Below are 217 nucleotides of genomic sequence, written 5' to 3'. Positions count from 1 at the left end.
CTCGTAGATCGACTCCTGCACCAGCGCGCGCGACGGGCAGGTGCACACCTCGCCCTGGTTGAAGAAGCCCAGCACCAGGCCCTCGGCGGCCTTCTCGATGAAGGCCGGCTCGGCGTTCATGATGTCGGCGAAGAAGATGTTCGGCGACTTGCCGCCCAGCTCGACGGTGGACGGGATGATGTTCTCGGCCGCGCACTTGAGGATGTGCGAGCCGACC

The 217-nt window shown here is 65.9% G+C and carries 1 protein-coding gene; it reads right to left on the bottom strand.

Going from position 1 to position 217, the window contains the following annotated elements:
* The coding region (locus tag E4487_RS24290) for an aldehyde dehydrogenase family protein (protein WP_175254582.1) at positions 1-217 on the bottom strand (217 nt) is incomplete at both ends.

The sequence above is a fragment of the Pseudomonas sp. BMW13 genome (assembly GCF_013357275.1).
GTDB classification, from domain to species: Bacteria; Pseudomonadota; Gammaproteobacteria; order Pseudomonadales; family Pseudomonadaceae; genus Aquipseudomonas; species Aquipseudomonas khazarica.
This window is presented reverse-complemented; position numbering and strand designations above follow the sequence as displayed.